The organism is Enterobacter sp. YSU, from assembly GCF_016082135.1.
GTDB lineage: Bacteria > Pseudomonadota > Gammaproteobacteria > Enterobacterales > Enterobacteriaceae > Enterobacter > Enterobacter hormaechei_C.
This window is the reverse complement of sequence record NZ_CP059487.1, coordinates 4,292,849-4,311,634: the sequence shown is the minus strand read 5'-3', so window position 1 is coordinate 4,311,634 and position 18,786 is coordinate 4,292,849. Positions and strand designations below refer to the sequence as shown.

Here is an 18,786-nt window from a genome sequence, read left to right as displayed (position 1 = left end):
TGGTTTGCTGTCCGCAGCGAGCCTCGATGGATTATATTCTCAAGCAGGAGAAAAAACATGTTTTACTGGATTTTATTAGCTCTGGCGATCGTCGCTGAAATTACCGGCACCTTGTCGATGAAATGGGCAAGCGTGAGTGATGGCAGCACCGGTTTTATTTTGATGCTGGTCATGATTACGCTTTCCTATATTTTCCTCTCTTTTGCGGTTAAAAAAATCGCGCTGGGCGTGGCATACGCATTGTGGGAAGGTATTGGTATTTTATTGATTACGCTGTTTAGCGTCATGTTATTTGATGAAACCCTGACGACAATGAAAATTGCCGGGCTGACGACCCTGGTCGCAGGTATCGTGCTGATTAAATCGGGTACACGCAAACCGGCAAAACAGCAGAAGGAGCAGACCCATGCAGCAGTTTGAATGGATCCACGCGGCCTGGCTGGCTTTCGCCATCGTTCTGGAAATTATTGCCAACGTCTTTCTGAAGTTCTCCGATGGTTTTCGTCGTAAAGCCTACGGCCTGTTATCGATTGCCGCGGTTCTGGGGGCGTTTAGCGCCCTGTCACAGGCGGTGAAAGGCATCGATCTGTCCGTGGCCTATGCGCTGTGGGGGGGCTTCGGTATTGCCGCCACCCTGGCGGCAGGCTGGATTATGTTCGGGCAGCGTTTAAACAATAAAGGCTGGATAGGGCTGGTATTACTGCTCGCCGGCATGATCATGATTAAACTGGCCTGAGTGACCTACTGCTGCGCCAGGGCTTCCAGCCGGTCGCGAAAACCGGTCACCGACAACGCCCGGTTATCGGCGCGCCAGCGGTCTTTCGCCGCTGGCGCAGAACTCTGAACGCCAATCAGCTGCCAGCCGTTATCGGTTTTTAACATCAGGGGCGATCCGCTATCACCCGGTAGCGTATCGCACTGATGGGACAGCACGCTGTTTTGCGCCCAGCCCGTCACCACGCAGTCCGTATGGGTGTACAGCGAATCGAGGTGATCAACAGGATAACCTGATTGCGTCACTTTTCGATCGGCGGCTTTCAGGGCGGCGGTGAGCGCGGCCTTATCGCCATCAAAGAGCGGCAGCGGGGTGATCCCGGACGGCGGATAACGTAAAACGATCAGCCCGAAATCCCAGGGGGCCGCCCCGGGCGGCACAATCCAGCCATCGCCATCCGGTTTCAGGCGTTTGCCAAGCGACGGATCCACACGCCCCTCAATACCGTGAATTTCGTAGCGCCATATTCCTTTTTGCGACACAAAGCGCAGGGCGATCGCTTTATCCGGTTTGCCTTCAGGCGGCATTAACAGGCAATGACCCGCCGTCAGCGCAAGGCGTGGCGTAATGAGGGTTGCGGTACATAAATTGCCGCTGGCGGTTTCCAGTTGCCCGATGGCATCCCAGGGCGATTCGGTAGGATCGGTGACACGCGTACGATCGTCATGACCAAAAAACAGCGTCTTTAACTCTTTGGCGCTAATGGCGTCATCGTCGCCATCATCCGCATGTGAAAAGCCAGCAAAAAGGCTGAACGTTCCCAGTAACAACACAACAGATTTACGCATATCACACTCTGGTGGGGGTAATTATGATTATTAAAAGTGAACCCTATGAAAATACTATAGACGCGACGGCGAGAAAGTGGGAGTAAAATCAGCGTGCTACATTCAGGAAAGATAAAAGTGGCTGGCGATGAGCGCGCATAAAATTAGCAGGATAAGAATGAACTCAAACCGATAGCGCCGCAGCATACGCCCTCCGGATAAAAAAACGGCGCTGACCGCAAACCCGTTCAGCGCCGGTTTACCAACGTGCCCCGAAGGGCACGGTTAAGCTTGTACTCTTACGCTGCTGGCTGTGCAGCAGGTTTAGCCGCTTCGTGTTTTGCTGCTTTTTTGTGATGCTTTTTAGCCGCCTGGGCTTTCTGCTCTACCGCAGGTTTTGCCGCTTTTTTGTGGTGCTTTTTCGCGGCCTGCGCTTTCTGTTCTGCCGCTGGTTTAGCCGCTTTGTGATGTTTTTTATGGTGAACCGTTTTGGCCGGAGCAGCGGTGGATGCCGCAGGCGCTGCGGTGGCGGTAGTTTCAGCCGCGAATGCAGCGGAAGACAGACCCATAGCAGCGGCAACAACCAGAGCTAATACTTTTTTCATTTTCATACCCTCGAATTTGGTTTCTCATTTAACCCCACTGCGGGGCCGTTGAAATAACTATATCCCTGTAAATTCGGGGTTTCCGTGAGTGATTGGTATCGGCGTGTAACCATATGTACAACGCCGGGGCGGCCCCCGGCGCGTTCGGTTACAGGTAGCGGGACGTCAGGTGTTCGCGGAAGTAGCGGATATTCAGATCTTCACCTGTAGCCTGGGTGATGAGCTGCGACGTGCTGAAACGGCTGCCGTGCTGCCAGATATTCTGACGCAGCCAGTCAAACAGCGCCGAGAAATCGCCCCCGGCAATGGATGCCTGCAACCCGGGCAGCGCAGTTTTGGCGGCATGGAACAGCTGTGCCGCATACATTGCCCCCAGCGTGTAAGACGGGAAGTAGCCAAAACCGCCGTCGGTCCAGTGGATATCCTGCATACAGCCGTTGCGGTAGTTATCTTTGGTGGATAACCCAAGCCACGCCTGCATTTTCTCATCCCATAACGCGGGAATATCATCGACTTCAATTTCGCCATTGATCAGCGCGCGCTCGATCTCATAGCGCAGCACCACATGCGCCGGATAGCTCACTTCATCCGCATCAACGCGGATGTAGCCCGGCTTCACGCGCTGGTTCCAGGCAATAAAATTCTCTTCGCTGAATGCCGCCTGGCTGCCGAAACGGGCATGAACCGCCGGAAGCAGATGCTTCAGGAAAGCGTCGCTGCGGCCCAGCTGCATTTCAAAGAACAAGCTCTGGGATTCATGGATCGCCGTAGAGCGCGCCAGCGCAACGGGCTGGCCGGCCCACGCTCGCGGAAGGTTTTGCTCGTAGCGGGCATGTCCGGTTTCGTGGATCACGCCGAAAAGCGCGCTGAGCAGTTCATCTTCATCGTAACGCGTGGTGATACGCACATCTTCCGGCACGCCGCCGCAGAACGGGTGAGCGCTAACGTCCAGACGACCGCCGTTAAAATCGAAGCCAAGCATTTTCATCGCTTCCAGGCCCAGCTCGCGCTGCGTGGCGGTCGGGAAGGGACCCTGTGGCGGAACGAACGATCGTTGAGCCTGTTTTTCCACAACCTTTGCCAGCAGCTCCGGCAGCCAGGACTTCAGATCGCCGAACAGCACATCCAGGCGAGCGCTGGTCATGTCGGGTTCAAAGATATCCAGCAGCGCGTCGTAAGGCGTGCAGCCTTTAGCCTCAGCGCGCAGGCGGGCCTCTTCACGACTGAGTTTCACCACCTCTTTCAGGTTGGCTGAAAAGCCCTGCCAGTCGTTGGCCGGACGCTGAGTGCGCCAGGCGTGTTCACACCTGCTGCCCGCCAGCGATTTGGCCTCCACCAGCGATTCCGGCAGTAAAGTGGCCTGCTGGTAGTGGCGTGTCATTTCACGCAGGTTGGCTTGCTCAACGTCATTCAGATCTTCGTCTGCCGCCGCCGCCAGCCATTCACCCATTTTTTTATCGGTCAGGATCTGATGTTGCAGGACGCTCATCTCCGCCAGCGCTTCACCGCGCGCGGCGCTGCCGCCTGGCGGCATCATGGTGAACATGTCCCAGCTGGCGATGGAGGAGAGGTGCGAGAAGCGGGAGAGGCGCTGGAAGGTGCGGGTGAGTTGTTGATAGTTATTATTTTTCATGAAGTCCTCGTGTCTGAATCAGCCGATGACAAAAATTAGCATCGGCTCGATTTAAACACGAAGAGGGCTGAATGTTAATGCAGTCGTTTATGCAGGCTCGCGCCCACCAGCAGTGCCGCGCACAACATCAGCGCGATAAATCCGCCCACGCCGTTCCAGCCGTAGTTATGCCAGAACACCCCGCCGAGCGTACCGGCTATGCTGGAACCGAGATAGTAACTGAACAGATACAGTGACGAAGCCTGACCTTTGGCGCGGCGCGCGCGTGGGCCAATCCAGCTGCTGGCAACGGAATGCGCGGCAAAGAATCCCGCAGAGAAGAGCAGCATTCCGGCAAAAATCAGCCACAGGGAAGAGAAAAGCGTCATCAGCAGTCCGAACAGCATCACGGCGGTGGAAACCAGCATCACCGGACCACGACCGAAGCGCGCGGTCATGGCGCCCGCTTTTGGCGAACTCCATGTCCCGGTGAGATATGCCACAGAGAGCAAACCCACCAATGCCTGACTAAGATGCCACGGTGAAAGCATCAGACGATAGCCGATGTAATTAAACAGCGTCACGAACGAGCCCATCAGCAGGAAACCGGTCAGGAACAAACGGGGCAGCCCTTGATCGCGCCAGTGCAGGCGAAAGTTGATAAATAACGTTTTCGGACGCAGGGAGGTCGGGCGGAAATGGCGCGATTCCGGCAGGATTTTCCAGAACATCAGCGCCGAAGCGAGGGCGAAGCAGCCGATAACGGCCAGTGCAATGCGCCAGTTAAAGAAATCAGTAAACACACCGCTAAGCAGGCGTCCGCTCATACCGCCGATAGAGTTCCCACTAATGTATAGCCCCATGGAGAAGGCCACGAAGCTCGGGTGGATCTCCTCGCTGAGATAGGTCATCCCGACCGCCGCCACGCCGCTGAGGGATAACCCAATCAGCGCGCGCATGACCAGAATGCCGTGCCAGCTGGTCATCATGGTGGACAGCAAGGTACACACGGAGGCCAGCATTAACGCCGTTACCATGACCTGCTTACGTCCGATGGCATCCGAAAGTGGCCCGGTGAACAGCAAACCGATCGCCAGCATCCCGGTTGAAATGGAGAGCGAAATACTGCTGCTGGCTGGCGACACGCCAAATTCATGCGACAGGACCGGCAGGATCGGCTGAACGCAGTAGAGCAGGGCAAAAGTGGCGAGACCCGCTGAGAAGAGCGCCAGCGTGACGCGCATAAACTGGGGGGTACCACGTTTAATAAACTGAACCGGCTGCGGTGCTGCGGGTAAATCATCGATGTCGCTGGCCGGCGCGATATCAACGGTCGTTGTACGGCTCACACATAATCCTTGCTTAAACATCCCCGTGTTTTCTGGTGACGGGTATGACCACAAGATTAGGGTAGGAAAATGTAAATATTCTGTCTAATATATTAATAATCTCAAATGATACTTTAAAAATATGAATATCGAGCTGCGCCATCTGCGCTATTTTGTCGCCGTTGCCGAAGAGCTGCATTTTGGTCGTGCGGCGGCAAGGCTGAATATCTCTCAGCCACCGCTAAGCCAGCAGATCCAGATCCTGGAGCAGCAGGTCGGGGCGCGTCTGCTGGCGCGAACCAACCGCAGCGTGAGCCTGACGGCGGCGGGAAAACAGTTTCTCGCCGATAGCCGGCAGATCCTGAGTATGGTGGAGGACGCCGCCGCCAGAGCGGAACGGCTTTATCTTGGGGAGACGGGGGAGCTGCGCATCGGGTTTACCTCATCGGCCCCCTTTATCAGCGCTGTTTCACAAACGCTATCCTCGTTTCGCCGTAACTTTCCGGATGTGCATATTCAGACGCGCGAAATAAATACCCGGGAGCAGATATCGCCGCTTAACGAAGGATCGCTCGACCTGGGGCTGATGCGTAACACGCAGTTGCCTGATACCCTGGCGTGGCAGGTGATCCTCCGCGAACCGCTGATGGCGATGATCCCCCGGGATCATCCGCTCGCCGCGCAGCACAGCGTCTCGCTGGCTGAACTGGCGAAAGAGCCGTTTGTCTTTTTTGACCCACAGGTGGGTACCGGGTTGTATGACGATATTCTTGGTCTGATGCGGCGATATGGCCTTGTCCCGACTATCGCGCAGGAGGTGGGGGAAGCCATGACGATCATTGGTCTCGTTGCCGCAGGGCTTGGCGTATCGATTCTCCCGGCCTCATTTAAACGGGTACAACTGGCGGAAATGCGCTGGGTGAAGATAGCCGAGCAGGATGCAGTCTCAGAGATGTGGCTGGTGTGGTCTAAACATCATGAACAGAGCCATGCGGCACAGCGTTTCAAAGAACAATTAATTACCGCTTCTCGCGGGCATTATTTATAGGGAAAAGTGGGCGAAAATGTGCAGTAAATCACATGGCTAAGTAAAAATTTGACGTCAGCCATTGAAGTGCTTCACCATAGCCCTCAGTTTATTTCGAAGCTCGAAAATAAGGGAGTACGAGGTGGTTGCTGATAGTCAGCCAGGGCATATCGATCAGATCAAGCAGACCAACGCGGGTGCCGTTTATCGCCTGATTGATCAGCTTGGTCCGGTTTCGCGTATCGATCTTTCGCGCCTGGCACAACTGGCACCCGCCAGTATTACCAAGATTGTCCGCGAAATGCTGGAAGCCCATCTGGTTCAGGAGACAGAAATTCAGGAGCCGGGCAGCCGTGGCCGTCCGGCGGTAGGGCTGGTGGTGGAAACGGAAGCCTGGCACTACCTGTCGCTGCGGATTAGCCGCGGGGAAATCTTCCTCGCGCTGCGCGACCTCAGCAGCAAGCTGGTGGTGGAGGACCGGCTGGAACTCCCGCTTAATGCAGAGCAACCACTTCTCGATGCCATTCTGACCCACATCGACCAGTTCTTTATTCGTCACCAGCAGCGTCTTGAACGTTTAACGGCGATTGCGATCACCCTGCCGGGAATTATTGATACCGAAAATGGCATTGTTCACCGCATGCCGTTTTATGAAAACGTCAAAGAGATGCCGCTGGGCGACGTGCTGGAAAACCACACCGGTGTGCCGGTCTACATTCAGCATGATATCAGCGCCTGGACGATGGCGGAGGCATTGTTTGGTGCCTCCCGGGGCGCACGCGACGTAATTCAGGTGGTGATTGATCATAACGTTGGCGCAGGTGTGATCACCGACGGGCGTCTGTTGCATGCTGGCAGCAGTAGCCTGGTGGAGATCGGCCATACGCAGGTCGATCCGTACGGAAAACGCTGCTACTGCGGTAACCATGGCTGTCTGGAGACGATTGCCAGCGTCGAAAGCGTGCTGGAGCTGGCGCAGGTGCGGCTCAGCCAGTCGATGAGCTCCACGCTGCACGGTCAACCGTTAAGCGTCGAGGCACTGTGCGCTGCGGCAAGGCAGGGCGATCTGCTGGCGAAGGACATTATTACCGGCGTGGGCAATAATGTCGGGCGCATTCTGGCCATTATGGTGAACCTGTTTAACCCGCAAAAAATACTGATCGGCTCCCCGCTCAGCCAGGCGGCGGATATCCTCTTTCCGGCGATTTCCGCCTGCATCAATCAGCAGGCGCTTCCCGCGTACAGTAAAAACATCGTGGTCGAAAGTACGCAATTTTCCAACCAGGGTACGATGGCCGGCGCCGCGCTGGTAAAAGATGCGATGTACAACGGCTCGTTACTGATTCGTTTGCTACAGGGCTAACTCTTTTCCAGAGATGTACGAAAAATTGCGCTATCTCAAGCCCGGTAGCGCACGCATCCCGTAGACTTTCCCCACTGAATTATTTACCTGGTTTATATTTTGAAGCATACCCAAGAGGTGGAATGAGTCATGCTTAAGCGTTTCTTTATTACTGGTACGGATACGTCTGTCGGGAAGACAGTCGTATCCCGCGCGTTACTTCAGGCCCTGGCGGCAAGCGGTAAACGCGTTGCAGGATACAAGCCGGTTGCAAAAGGCAGTAAAGAGACGCCAGAAGGGCTGCGCAATAAGGATGCCCTGGTTCTGCAAAGCGTCTCGTCTCTGGAACTGCCTTATGATGCCGTTAATCCTATCGCCTTAAGCGAAGAGGAAAGCAGCGTCGCTCACAGTGGGCTTATCAACTACAGCCTGCTTTCTGATGGCCTGGCAAATCTGAGTGAAAAGGTTGACCACGTTGTCGTTGAAGGGACCGGCGGCTGGCGCAGCCTGATGAACGATTTACGTCCCCTTTCCGAATGGGTGGTGCAGGAGCAGTTGCCGGTGATTATGGTCGTGGGCATTCAGGAAGGGTGCATCAACCATGCCTTGCTGACGGCGCAGGCTATCGCTAATGACGGCCTGCCGCTGATTGGTTGGGTGGCGAACCGTATTAACCCGGGCCTTGCGCACTACGCTGAAATCATCGATGTGCTGAGCAAAAAGCTGCCTGGCCCGCTGGTGGGCGAACTGCCTTATCTGCCCCGCGCCGAGCAGCGCGAATTAGCGCACTACATCGATCTCTCGGCTTTCGGCGGTATGCTGGCCGTAGATCGAGTCGTGGCGTAGCGTTCTCGACAATACCGACGCCACAACACAGGCAACCAGCAAACCGGGAAGTAAAAAATACTGCCCGGTCATCTCACATACCATCAAGGCCGACATGATTGGCGCATGCGTTGTGGCGGCGAGCAGCGTCGCCATACCCGCCAGTCCGAGCAGGATCGCCGTCTCAGAGCCAGGAAACCACAGCGCAAAGATCTGCGCAAACAGCATTCCCGTTGCCATACCGACAAACAAGGTTGGCGTGAACACGCCTCCCGGCGCGCCGGACCCGCTGCTTGCCAGCACCGCCAGCAGCTTGCAAATAAAGACGCCAGCAATCACCGACAGCAGCGGCGGTGACTGCAAAAACGCCTGAACCACGCTATAGCCATTCCCCCATACCTTCGGCGTTAGCAGCGACAGCAGCCCGACGATCAGACCACCCAGCGCCAGCTGCCACGGCGGTGAAAGTTTGAGACGCAGAAACAGCCTGTGGCTGGCCGCCATCAGCCACATCAGCAGCGGGCCGCAAACGCCAGCCAGCAGACCCACGCCAACGATCAGGAAATAATCCACCGCCGTAAGCATCTCGCTGAGATGGACATCATATAGCGTATTCGCGCCGGGACTTAACAGGCGCGTGGTCAGCAGGGCCACTACAGCAGCAATCACCACCGGGCCGAGGGAGGCCAGCATCAGCGTGCCAAACAGGATCTCTGCGATAAACAGGCTGCCCGCCAGCGGCGCATGATAGGCGCTGGCCATCCCGGCGGCGGCACCGCAGGCGATCCACAGTTTCCATTCGGATTTCGGCGTACAACGTTGTGCAAAAAAGGAGGCGGCGAGGGCAGCAAGCAGGATCATGGCGCCTTCACGGCCGATGGCGCTGCCGCTGGCGACCACCAGCAACGACGCGAGGGATTTCACCAGGCTGGCGCCGTAATCAAACTGGCCGTCACCCGTCTCAAGCGCTTCCATATAATCGGTGGGGGCGTGGGGACGTTGTGCCGTCATGCGCTGCCATCCCCACAGTAGCATTCCCGCGGCCAGACCACCCAGCGCAGGCGTCAGCGCCCGCCGCCAGGGTGATAACGCGGCTGCGGCGTTCACCAGACTTCCGCTTTCGTTGCTGAGAAATAGCCACTCCAGCAGATACATGCTGTGGCGGAACACCGCAACGGCCAGCGCCGCCAGCACGCCGGTGACGGTAGCAATCAGGAGACGACGAAACATCGCGCGGATGTCGGGGTAAGCGTGAAGACGTTGCATGAAGTCGTGATTTAACGGGGACGATACAATATTGTGGCGGTAAATCGGGAGGTTAGCAAAAGGTATGCGTGCGGAAAAAGGCCGGGCAGTACCCGGCCTGAATGCTTAACTCTCGCTATGAATATTCAACGCCCGGCGCGTACGCCCTGAGCTCAAATACTCCGCAATATAATCCTGGGATATTTCGCCGTTATAGCGTCCGTCCTCGTCCACAATCGGCATCCAGCTGGTGTTGCTCTCATACAGGCGAGAAAGCACCACGCGCAGGTTATCCTCGGCCTTACCGGTCATGCGGAACGGATGCAGAATATCCCCGCAGCTGCCGCTGGCGTTACGCGCTTCGCGGCGCTTCACAAAGCCGAGCGGTTTGCCGTGCTCATCAACCACGGTAATGGCGCGAATATCGTTGTCATCCATGGTGGCGAAGGCCTCCGGCAGCGGCGTCGATTCGCGTACCGTAATGGTAGGCTGCTGGTCGGTGACGTCGCCCGCCGATACCAGCAGCAGGCGTTTCAACGTCCGGTCCTGGCCAACAAACGAGCCAACAAACTCATTCGCGGGTTTCGCCAGCAGCTCGTCCGGGCTGGCGCACTGCACGATACGTCCCTGACGGAAGACGGCAATACGGTCGCCCAGCTTCAGCGCTTCGTCAATATCGTGGCTCACCAGCATCACGGTCTTTTTCAGCTTGCGCTGCATCTCCAGGAACTGGTTCTGGATCACCTCACGGTTAATCGGGTCGACCGCGCCGAACGGTTCATCCATCAGCAGGACCGGAGGATCCGCTGCCAGCGCGCGGATGACGCCGATACGCTGCTGCTGACCGCCGGACATTTCGCGCGGATAGCGGTGAAGGAATTTATGCGGATCCATTGCCACCATATCCATCAGCTCCTCGGCACGGGATTTACAGCGCGCTTTGTCCCAGCCCAGCATGCGCGGCACGACGGTAATGTTCTCTTCGATGGTCATGTTGGGGAACAGGCCAATTTGCTGGATCACGTAGCCAATGTTGCGACGCAGGGTCACGGTGTCCATTCCGCTGGTGTCTTCGCCGTTAATCAGGATCGTCCCGCTGCTTGGCGTAATGAGACGGTTGATCATCTTCAGGGTAGTGGTTTTCCCGCAGCCGGACGGGCCGAGCAGCACGCACATTTCCCCTTCAGGCACGTTCAGGTTGACGTTGTCGACGGCCTTAAACGTCTGGCCGTGTTTCTGTGAAAATTGTTTGGTGAGGTTTTCCAGTTTTATCATTATCGAATCCCCTTCGGAGTCAGTACCACCTGCAAACGGTGCAGCAACCAGTCGAGCACAATCGCTAAAAGACAAATCATCAGCGCGCCCGCAATCAACATACGAATATCACTCCCGCCAATACCGTTAAGCAGCAGCAGGCCCAGCCCGCCCGCGCCGATCACGGCGGCAATCGCCATGACGCCGATGTTCATCACCACGGCGGTGCGGATGCCGCCAAAAATCACCGGCAACGCCATCGGGATTTCCACCCAGCGCAGACGCTGCCAGAAGGTCATGCCGATGCCGCGTCCCGCTTCACGCAGGCCCGGCGGCAGGCTGTCGAGCGCCGTGTGGGTGTTACGCACAATCGGCAGCAGCGAATAGAGGAACACCGCCGTAATCGCGGGCAGGGCGCCAATGCCCTGACCGATCAGCGAAAAGAGCGGGATCATCAGGCCGAAAAGCGCAATTGACGGGATGGTGAGCACAATGGTGGCAATCCCCAGCACCGGCGTTGCCAGCCATTTATGGCGGACAATTAAAATGCCCAGCGGCACGCCAATAATAATCGCCAGGCCCACGGCGAGCGCCACAAGCCACAGGTGTTGCAGCGTCAGGGTTAAGAGATAGTCCCAGTTGTCGAGAATATAGTGAATCGTCTCCATAGCGCCTCCTACAGCAACTGTTTGCTACGCAGGAAATCACGGGCGACCTGCTGCGGTGACTGATGATCGATATCCACCTTCTTATTCAGTTCGGTGATAACGTCGTTATTGAGCTGGGCTGATAGGGTGTTCAGCGCCTCCTCCAGCCCCGGATTAGCCTCCAGCGTGTCTTTCCGAACAACTGGCGTCACGGCGTAACTCGGGAAGAAGCCTTTATCGTCTTCCAGCACTTTAAGATCGAAGCCCTTTACGCGCCCGTCGGTGGTGTAGATCAGCCCCGCATCGACAAACCCGTCGCGCACCGCGTTATAGACCAGGCCCGGATCCATCTGGCGGATCTGCGGGCGGTCCAGCTCCATGTTGTAGGCCGCCTGCAACGGTTTCATCCCGTCGCTGCGCCCGGCAAATTCCAGGTCAAGGCCCAGCAGCCAGTTGTTATCCGGATCGGTTTTACGGATCTGCTCAATCTTTGCCACCATCTCAGACATGGTATTGATATGTTCAGCCTCGGCGCGCTTGCGCTGCATGGCAAAGGCATAGGTATTGTTCATATCGGCAGGTTTAAGCCACACCAGACCGTGCTTCGCATCGAGGCGTTTCACCGTCTCGTACGATTCCTGCGGCGACATGCGTTTGTTGATGTGGTTGAAGATGATCAGCGAGGTGCCGGTATACTCCCAGGTCATATCAATCTGCTTGTTGATCATCGCGTTACGGGAAATCACCGTTGCAATATTGGTCTGAGGCTGTACCTGAAACCCTTTCTTTTGCAGATACTGCACGGTCATGGCCGAGAGAATGTGCTGCTCGGTAAAGCTCTTGGTGGCCAGGATCAGCGGCGCGGCGAGCGCCTGGCTGGTGAAGAGCGCGGCGGCGCATAGCGCCGTCAGCCCGGAAAACAGTCTCATAGAAGCTCCTTGTTATAATTATCGCGCGAGATGCGGGCTCAGTAATCGGCCCAGTGCCGCCAGCAGCGTATCCAGAATCAGGGCGAACAGAGCGGTGGCCGCCGCGCCCAGGATCAGCGTCGGGAAATCATTCAGATAGATCCCCGGGAAAATCAGCTCGCCGTAGCTGCTGGCGCCAATCAGGAATGCCAGCGGTGCGGTACCGACGTTAATCGCAGTGGCAATGCGAATACCGGAAAGCATCACCGGCCAAGCGTTTGGAATCTCAACCTGACTCAGGCGCTGCCATTTGGTCATGCCGATACCGTTTGCCGCTTCCAGCAACGACGCGGGAACAGAGCACAGCCCGGCATAGGTGTTACGCACAATCGGCAGCAGAGAGGCCAGAAAGAGGGCGATAATGGCCGGTTTATCACCGATGCCAATCACCACCATCGCCAGTGCCAGAACGGCCAGCGGCGGCAGGGTGTTGCCCACGTTAAAGATTTGCATCACATATTCGGCGATACCACGCGCGGCCGGACGGCTCAGCAGAATACCGCTTGGAATGCCCACCAGCAGGGCAAAGAACATGGATGAAAAGACCAGAATCAGGTGCTGTTGCCCGAGGTAAATCAGGTCAACCTGGCGCGCCTTAATCGTTTCCAGTCCTATTCCCCAGGTGAGGAGAGCGAGAACCACGATAATCGCGCCGACAAAAAGCAGCGAACGTTTAAGTAATGGGTGCATTGCGGTGTGTCTCCCTGTGCGCATGCGTTATAGCAACCACCGGTTGCCTGTTGTTATGCCATGTTTCGGCAGGGGTACTTCACCTATAGCAAGCGAAACGGAAGGGTTCCAGCGAAGGGGGTAAATCAGTAACCCTATGAAATTAGTGACAACCTGAGTGAAGCCTTATGGCATAAGGGCTGTCAGTGGGCAGGCAGAATAGTCTTAAAGAAGCACGCCTTACGTGACAACGTCACATAAGGCGTGCTGATTATACCTGTCGACTGAGCGCGGCGCGCACCTTGCGTACGCGCCACGAAATGCGGACGATAGAGAAGGCGGCGACGATTACCAGCAACAGGCCCAGCGCCAGCATCGCGTGGAATCCAAACTCTCTGAACAGGATCAGCCCCGCGATCCCGCCGCTGATAAAGGAGAAAAGGGTAGTTAAATGGGTTTTGAGCTGACTCTTTTGCGCGGCCGTATCTTTGGAGTAATCCCGGCGCAGCATGGCGACCATAACGGAGGCCAGCGAAATGCCCGCATCGGTCAGCGTGCCGGTGATGTGCGTGGATCTCACCCGACCGCCGGATAGTTGAGTGGAGGTGGAATTATGAATTCCCATCAACCCGCACAGGAAAATAATAATCTCCTGATTCGTGGCGAAGGAGTGAAAATACATTTCGTACAGGGATACCCCGGCCAGTAATAGCCCTTCAACAAACAGAACATGGCTGAATACCAGCCTGACGTTATGGATAATCCCCCAGATAACAATAATCCGCGCAGCGATAGCGCCTGAGACAAACGAAAGAATAATGGCGCCAAAAAAAAGAATATCGCTGAGATCGGTGGAGGAAACTTCGCTGGATAGCTGCGAGGTATTGCCCGTCATATGCGAGGGAAAAAAACCGAACGCGCCCAGCGCAATGGCATTCAGCAGTCCCGCGGAGGTCGCCAGCCAGAGGGCAAGACGACGATCCTCCTGATGCGTTCGTTCTTTCTTTAATTTAATCAGCAAAGAATACCTCCGGTTTGAGCTTTGCCTGAATGCTCAAGCTAACAAAGCGATGTCGCTGGCTGACCAGGATATTGCTTAATTATTATTTCTACGGGAGGTGAGCGAGGTTTTGTAATTAAATAAAACAACCCTGTTAATATAAAGCCTTATTTCCGATGGCGCGACGTCGTAAAAGTCAGCACCCCTGCACTCAGGAGTAATATGCTGCTTAAAGCGAAGGTGCTCTGCCAGCCAAAGGTATCAAACACCACGCCACCCGCCGTTGAGCCAAGCGCAATAGAGAGTTGGATCACCGCGACCATTAGCCCGCCGCCAGCCTCGGCATCTTCCGGTAACGTACGGGCTATCCACGTCCACCAGCCCGTGGGGGCCGCAGTTGCCAGCATTCCCCAGAAACCTAACAGCAGGGCCACGATCCACAGGCTGTCCCCGGTGAGCATTAATACCCCTGCAATCAGCGCCATAAGCAGCGGTATGGCCATTAAGGTGAGGTAAAACGCGGCATTCAGGACCAGCGCGACGATCAGCGTGCCGATGAAACCTGCGATACCGATAGTGAGCAGGATCAGCGATAAGCCGGAAGGACTGACGTGGGTGACGGTTTCGAGGAAGGGGCGCACATAGGTAAATAACGCAAACTGTCCCATGAAGAACAGGCCGCACGCCATCAGACCCACCGAAACCGCAGGCTGGTGGAGCAGGCGAAATACGCTTTTACGTGGCGACGGCCGCTGGTTCCCGCCCATGTTGGGCAGGCTAAAATATTGCCAGATGAACGCCACAATCGCCACGGGAACCAGGCAAAGAAACGCGCCGCGCCAGCCAATGGTCGAGCCGAGATAACTGCCCAGCGGGGCGGCGACCACCGTCGCCAGCGCGTTGCCGCCGTTAAAAATCGCCAGCGCACGAGAGACCTGATGCTGAGGCACCAGCCGAATGGCGGTGGCAGCAGACATCGACCAGAAACCGCCGATGGCGATGCCGATCAGCGCCCGGCCTGCCATATACATCAAAGCGTTTGGGGCGAAGGCGATAATGATCCCTGACAGCGCCATCAGGACGGTCATGCCTGAAAGAAGATGTTTGCGATTCATATTCCCGGCAAGCCGGGAAAGAAAAAGGCTGGTCAGGACAGCCAGCGCACCAGAGAGGGCGATCCCCTGGCCAGCCGTCCCCTCTGTCACCCCTAAATCTCTGGCGAGGGGCGTGAGCAGACTGACGGGCATAAATTCCGAGGCAATGAGGACAAAAACGCACAGGGTCATGGCAAAAATACCGCCCCAGTGTGCACGCTCAGCATCACGGGATGAGGTTTGATTCAGTGTGGACATAGGTGTAATTCACGGCGAAGAGAAGATAAGCCCCCTGATTGCCGGGGGCTAAGAGAATTAATCCAGACTGGTTTTGAAAAACTGCCCGAACTGCGCGAACGGGATTTTCCCTGCGACGTTATCGTAGAGATCAACGTGATTCGCACCGGGAACAATCACCAGTTCCTTCTGTTTGCTGCCGACAGCTTTAAACGCATCTTCCGCAAAATAACGTGAGTGCGCGTTTTCACCGGTCACAATCAGCGTTGGGATGGTGATCTCCCCGGCATAGCTCAGCAGCGGCATATTCATAAAGGACAACGGCATGGTCGCGGTCCATGCGCCGGTGGAGTTTACGGAACGGGCATGGAAGCCGCGCGGCATACGGTAGTAATCATAGAACTCTTTCAGTACCGGATGCGGATCGGCGGGCAATGCTTCCGGCAGAATACGCCCGGCCGCCGTTACCTTACCGTTTTCATCGACATAAATATCGTGGCCGCCATGGGCGAAGGTGCCGCTTTCAGCATCTTTCCAGCGTTGCGCGTTCAGATACTGCAACACGGCCCGGCGATCGGCCGCTGAATAACGATCTTTCCCGTCGCCCACGCCGTGACCCATCGCGCGGCTCATATCGTACATTACGCTGGTGGCGACCGCCTTCACGCGGGTATCCATGGATGCCGCGTTCAGCGCCATACCACCCCAGCCGCAGATCCCGAGAATGCCGATACGGTTACGGTCGACTTCTTTCTGTAATCCGAGGAAATCCACTGCGGCGCTAAAGTCTTCGGTGTTGATGTCAGGGGAGGCAACGTTACGCGGCTGGCCGCCGCTTTCACCCGTGTAGGATGGGTCGAAGGCCAGGGTCACGAACCCCTGTTCAGCCAGAGTCTGGGCATAAAGACCACTGGATTGTTCTTTAACCGCACCGAATGGTCCACTGACGGCAATCGCCGCCAGCTTCTGGTCGCCGCTGTTCCTGGGAATGTACAGATCGCCGACCAGGGTGATCCCGTATCGGTTCTCGAACGTCACCTTGCGGTGGTCGACTTTATTGCTTTCGGCGAAGGTCTTATCCCAGGTTGTCACCATCGAAACGGGGGCGGCAGGATTTCGTGTTTCTGCATAACTCATTGTTGTCACTCCACTTAATGATGCGCATAGCAGCAGCGCAACGGACAGTTTTTGGGTGAATGTTTGCATAAGAGGTACCGTGTGTTGTTGTAATGCGGTCATTATAGTTAGCAGAAATAGTGCTGATTAGAGGCCAAAGGCTGCTAGGATTAATATCATATTGTTATGAATTGATGAGGCATGATGGCGAAGCGGGAAAACTACAATGAGCTGTATCTGTTTATCCAGGTGGTGCGGGAGGGAAGCTTCACGGCAGCCGCGCAACGGCTCGGGCTGGCACAATCCGGGATCAGTCGATCGGTTCGCGAGCTGGAAGAGCGGCTGGGCGTTCGGCTTCTGGTGCGTACAACGCGCAAACTGTCGCTGACCCACGCCGGGGAGCAACTTTACCAGACCGCTGGTTCAGCCTTTGATGCGCTCGATACCGGGCTGACCAGACTGGCGCATTACCGCCAGACGCCATCCGGCACGGTGCGTATTAATGCCAGCCAGCACGCCATCGAAAAATGCCTGCTGCCAAAGCTCGCTATCTTCAAACAGCGTTACCCGGATATCCGTCTGGAATTGATGAATGAGAGCCGGTTCGTGGATATCATTGCCGAGCGATTCGACGCGGGCGTCCGGCTTGGGCCGGAGGTGGGACAAGGCATGATTGCCGTGCGTATCACGCCCGATATGGAGATGGCTGTGGTTGCCGCTCCGGCGCATTTTCGGCGCTATGGTTTCCCGCAGACGCCCGCCGATCTGGATGCTCATCCCTGCATTGCCTACCAGTTTGCCGACGGTAACCACTATCAATGGGAGCTTGTTCAGGACGGGAAGCATGTTATTCACCGCCCGGAGGGGCAATGGGCCTTTTCCGACAGCTACATGGAGGCCGAAGCGGCCCGGCTGGGACTCGGGCTGGCCTATGTCCCGGTTGAGCTGGTGGCTGACGATCTGGAGCGTGGCACGCTTATACGCGTCTTACAGCGCTACAGCCTGCGGATGGACGGACTGTACCTCTATTATCCACACCGCAACGTATCCCCGGCGCTGAGAGCGGTGATTGATACGCTGAAAATTTAGGGTGCCTCTTCGCTACGGTCTATACAGCCCCTACGTTTGTGATACGCTACTATTTTATATAGCGCAGCTCAACTAAGGCTCTGAAATGACAAAAATAATGCCAGAATATACGGTAGTTGACTTATCACGTTGGGCAAGAAAGGAACACTTTGAAGTATTTCAGGGCTTTGCTCAATCTACATTTAACCAAACGGTTCAGCTGGACATTACCGTGCTGCTAAAGCATATCAAAGAGGTTGGCTGGAAATTTTATCCTGCGATTATTTCCCTTATTTCTGACGTCGTAAACCGGCATCCGGAATTCCGTATGGCCATGAAGGATGATGAGCTTGTAATATGGAATGAGGTTCATCCAAGCTATACCCTTTTCCATAAAGAAACGGAGACATTTTCATCGTTATGGAGTCATTACGATGGAAATATTCACCATTTTCAGCGCGTTTATGCAGAAGATGTTGCCCGCTATGGCAATATCCTTGCTTACTGGCCTAAAGAAGAGTCCCGGGAGAATATATTCTTCATATCGGATATTCCGTGGGTCAGTTTTAGCAGTTTTAACGTCAACGTCGCTAACATGCGGAATTTTTTTGCGCCCATGTTCACGTTTGGAAAATACTATAACCAGGATGGAAAGGTCTTGTTGCCTTTCGCCGTTCAGGTCCATCATTCTGTCTGTGACGGTTTCCATGTGGCCAGGCTGATCAACGAGTTACAAGAGTTGTGTGATAATTTACCGCACCATTCAGAGGCGCTCAACGTGTGATTCACGTGTTTTTAACATAGGCCTGACGAGGGGAAATAATGGAACCGAATTTTACGCCAGAACAGATTGAAATGATTAACCGCATTGTTTTCGAGCAGATCGAGATCATGCATGAGAAAGTAGCTGAAATAATCGCAGATACAGAGACGGTGGCGCATCAGCGCCTGAAGGATAACGGGATCACTACGACAGATTTCTATCCTGCAAATAAAAACTTCCTGATGATGACCCTTGTACAGGATCTGATAGATAAAGTGCACGGGGGCGATAAGGACCTGGCCAAAACAATGATAACCATGGAAGCAAAAAGGCTGAATATCAGCGTAAACGTTGAGGCGGACAAATCAAGATAACAGGACGTATTTTCAGGGTTACGGTTGATGAATATAAGGTTCAGCCGACCTTAATAAAGCCGCGAGCCGT

Annotated in this window: 21 protein-coding genes; 8 read left to right on the top strand and 13 right to left on the bottom strand. The window is 55.5% G+C overall.

Annotation, left to right across the window (positions count from 1 at the left end):
• The first annotated feature begins 57 nt into the window (after nt 1-57).
• Together mdtJ and mdtI are read left to right on the top strand one after the other, a co-directional pair.
• On the top strand, nt 58-420 hold the full coding sequence (mdtJ, locus tag H2Z33_RS20610; RefSeq protein ID WP_015570633.1) for a multidrug/spermidine efflux SMR transporter subunit MdtJ: 363 nt from the start codon (nt 58-60) through the stop codon (nt 418-420).
• Entirely contained in the window at nt 407-736 is a 330-nt protein-coding gene (gene mdtI / locus H2Z33_RS20605) for a multidrug/spermidine efflux SMR transporter subunit MdtI (protein WP_003857463.1), read from the top strand. Before mdtJ ends, mdtI begins: the two co-directional genes overlap by 14 nt.
• A 5-nt stretch (nt 737-741) precedes the next feature.
• Here mdtI and H2Z33_RS20600 read toward each other — a convergent pair whose 3' ends face one another.
• From H2Z33_RS20600 to H2Z33_RS20585, 5 genes are all read right to left on the bottom strand, one after another.
• A complete protein-coding gene (locus tag H2Z33_RS20600) occupies nt 742-1,563 on the bottom strand; it encodes a trypsin-like serine peptidase (RefSeq protein WP_063135121.1) in 822 nt (273 codons plus the stop codon).
• 102 nt (nt 1,564-1,665) lie between these two features.
• Nucleotides 1,666-1,749 (bottom strand): hypothetical protein, encoded by an 84-nt coding sequence (locus H2Z33_RS23625; RefSeq protein WP_057979992.1) that lies wholly within the window; start codon nt 1,747-1,749, stop codon nt 1,666-1,668.
• A gap of 92 nt (nt 1,750-1,841) precedes the next feature.
• On the bottom strand, nt 1,842-2,147 hold the full coding sequence (gene asr / locus H2Z33_RS20595; RefSeq protein WP_003857459.1) for an acid resistance repetitive basic protein Asr: 306 nt from the start codon (nt 2,145-2,147) through the stop codon (nt 1,842-1,844).
• Nucleotides 2,148-2,295: 148 nt separating this feature from the next.
• Nucleotides 2,296-3,780, bottom strand: a complete 1,485-nt coding sequence (locus tag H2Z33_RS20590) for a carboxypeptidase M32 (RefSeq protein WP_032619769.1) — start codon at nt 3,778-3,780, stop codon at nt 2,296-2,298.
• Between the two features lie 74 nt (nt 3,781-3,854).
• On the bottom strand, nt 3,855-5,108 hold the full coding sequence (locus tag H2Z33_RS20585; protein ID WP_017384556.1) for an MFS transporter: 1,254 nt from the start codon (nt 5,106-5,108) through the stop codon (nt 3,855-3,857).
• Nucleotides 5,109-5,229: 121 nt separating this feature from the next.
• Between H2Z33_RS20585 and H2Z33_RS20580 the strand changes: the two genes are divergently transcribed.
• The 3 genes from H2Z33_RS20580 to bioD all read left to right on the top strand — a co-directional run bounded on the left by H2Z33_RS20580 (nt 5,230) and on the right by bioD (nt 8,302).
• Nucleotides 5,230-6,135 carry a LysR family transcriptional regulator gene (locus tag H2Z33_RS20580; RefSeq protein ID WP_015570629.1) on the top strand — a complete coding sequence of 302 codons (906 nt, stop codon included), beginning with the start codon at nt 5,230-5,232 and terminating at the stop codon, nt 6,133-6,135.
• Between the two features lie 121 nt (nt 6,136-6,256).
• Entirely contained in the window at nt 6,257-7,477 is a 1,221-nt protein-coding gene (mlc, locus tag H2Z33_RS20575) for a sugar metabolism global transcriptional regulator Mlc (protein WP_003857451.1), read from the top strand.
• 129 nt (nt 7,478-7,606) lie between these two features.
• Nucleotides 7,607-8,302 carry a dethiobiotin synthase gene (bioD, locus tag H2Z33_RS20570; RefSeq protein ID WP_015570628.1) on the top strand — a complete coding sequence of 232 codons (696 nt, stop codon included), beginning with the start codon at nt 7,607-7,609 and terminating at the stop codon, nt 8,300-8,302.
• On the opposite strand, the gene clcB is transcribed toward bioD, so the two are convergent.
• The 8 genes from clcB to H2Z33_RS20530 form a co-directional block, all read right to left on the bottom strand.
• Complete coding sequence (clcB, locus tag H2Z33_RS20565; RefSeq protein ID WP_023296525.1) at nt 8,237-9,547, bottom strand: voltage-gated ClC-type chloride channel ClcB; 1,311 nt, start codon at nt 9,545-9,547, stop codon at nt 8,237-8,239. The two genes, bioD and clcB, sit on opposite strands and share 66 nt — an antisense overlap.
• A 105-nt stretch (nt 9,548-9,652) precedes the next feature.
• The gene (osmV, locus tag H2Z33_RS20560; protein WP_003857446.1) at nt 9,653-10,801 is read right to left on the bottom strand and encodes an osmoprotectant ABC transporter ATP-binding protein OsmV; all 1,149 of its coding nucleotides are present in this window, start codon (nt 10,799-10,801) and stop codon (nt 9,653-9,655) included.
• Complete coding sequence (gene osmW, locus H2Z33_RS20555; protein ID WP_006808875.1) at nt 10,801-11,448, bottom strand: osmoprotectant ABC transporter permease OsmW; 648 nt, start codon at nt 11,446-11,448, stop codon at nt 10,801-10,803. The genes osmV and osmW overlap by 1 nt, the downstream gene beginning before the upstream one ends.
• Before the next feature lie 8 nt (nt 11,449-11,456).
• Nucleotides 11,457-12,356: an osmoprotectant ABC transporter substrate-binding protein OsmX gene (osmX, locus tag H2Z33_RS20550; protein ID WP_017694085.1), complete on the bottom strand. Its 900-nt coding sequence runs from the start codon at nt 12,354-12,356 to the stop codon at nt 11,457-11,459.
• A gap of 18 nt (nt 12,357-12,374) precedes the next feature.
• Complete coding sequence (gene osmY / locus H2Z33_RS20545; RefSeq protein ID WP_032648184.1) at nt 12,375-13,085, bottom strand: osmoprotectant ABC transporter permease OsmY; 711 nt, start codon at nt 13,083-13,085, stop codon at nt 12,375-12,377.
• Between the two features lie 250 nt (nt 13,086-13,335).
• On the bottom strand, nt 13,336-14,085 hold the full coding sequence (locus H2Z33_RS20540; protein WP_063135123.1) for a YoaK family protein: 750 nt from the start codon (nt 14,083-14,085) through the stop codon (nt 13,336-13,338).
• 146 nt (nt 14,086-14,231) lie between these two features.
• Nucleotides 14,232-15,416, bottom strand: coding sequence for an MFS transporter (locus H2Z33_RS20535; RefSeq protein WP_017384552.1), 1,185 nt, complete (start codon nt 15,414-15,416; stop codon nt 14,232-14,234).
• A 57-nt stretch (nt 15,417-15,473) separates the two neighbouring features.
• Nucleotides 15,474-16,601, bottom strand: coding sequence for an alpha/beta hydrolase (locus tag H2Z33_RS20530; RefSeq protein WP_032648188.1), 1,128 nt, complete (start codon nt 16,599-16,601; stop codon nt 15,474-15,476).
• A gap of 114 nt (nt 16,602-16,715) precedes the next feature.
• On the opposite strand from H2Z33_RS20530, the gene H2Z33_RS20525 reads away from it, so the two are divergent.
• The 3 genes from H2Z33_RS20525 (at nt 16,716) to H2Z33_RS20515 (ending at nt 18,716) form a co-directional block, all read left to right on the top strand.
• Nucleotides 16,716-17,600, top strand: a complete 885-nt coding sequence (locus H2Z33_RS20525; protein WP_062937966.1) for a LysR family transcriptional regulator — start codon at nt 16,716-16,718, stop codon at nt 17,598-17,600.
• Between the two features lie 85 nt (nt 17,601-17,685).
• The gene (catA, locus tag H2Z33_RS20520; protein ID WP_015570622.1) at nt 17,686-18,363 is read left to right on the top strand and encodes a type A chloramphenicol O-acetyltransferase; all 678 of its coding nucleotides are present in this window, start codon (nt 17,686-17,688) and stop codon (nt 18,361-18,363) included.
• Nucleotides 18,364-18,401: 38 nt separating this feature from the next.
• Nucleotides 18,402-18,716, top strand: a complete 315-nt coding sequence (locus tag H2Z33_RS20515; RefSeq protein WP_017694081.1) for a hypothetical protein — start codon at nt 18,402-18,404, stop codon at nt 18,714-18,716.
• Nucleotides 18,717-18,786 lie beyond the last annotated feature (70 nt).